Origin of the sequence: Bilifractor sp. LCP21S3_F8 (genome assembly GCF_052117805.1) — a bacterium.
GTDB lineage: Bacteria > Bacillota > Clostridia > Lachnospirales > Lachnospiraceae > Bilifractor.
In genome coordinates this window covers 1-363 of the sequence record NZ_JBQKIK010000081.1, presented here as the reverse complement: position 1 = coordinate 363, position 363 = coordinate 1, and the positions used below count along the sequence as shown (strand labels likewise).

The following is a 363-nucleotide window of genomic DNA, read 5'->3' as shown; positions in this document are numbered from 1 at the left end:
AGAGATTTTCATACGATCTGTGGAAAGACGAATACCAATGGCGCAAAATTTCAAAAAGAGTCTTGTTCCATTCAATGGCTTGGGCTGAATATCAAATGTAAACTTCCAAAAGATCAAGATTATCTTCTGGAAGCCTTGGATTCGGAAATCTCCTATTGCGAAATGGCACGAAAGATGTTTCCAAATGGCTGGCACTATTATGTTGTTGTGTATCTGAAAGGCGATGCCCCGCATAAAATAAGAGCCGTAGGGAGAGATGATGTTGCCGGTATTGATATCGGAACTTCTACCGTAGCCTGTGTATCTTCCCGGTCGGTCACATTACAAGAACTTGCTCCCAAATGCAGGGAATACAATCAGAAG

The 363-nt window shown here is 42.1% G+C and carries 1 protein-coding gene; it reads left to right on the top strand.

Annotated features, from left to right (window positions below; genetic code table 11):
• Nucleotides 1–162: 162 nt before the first annotated feature.
• The coding region (locus tag ACTQ3A_RS13975) for a hypothetical protein (protein ID WP_441495351.1) at nucleotides 163–363 on the top strand (201 nt) is incomplete at its 3' end.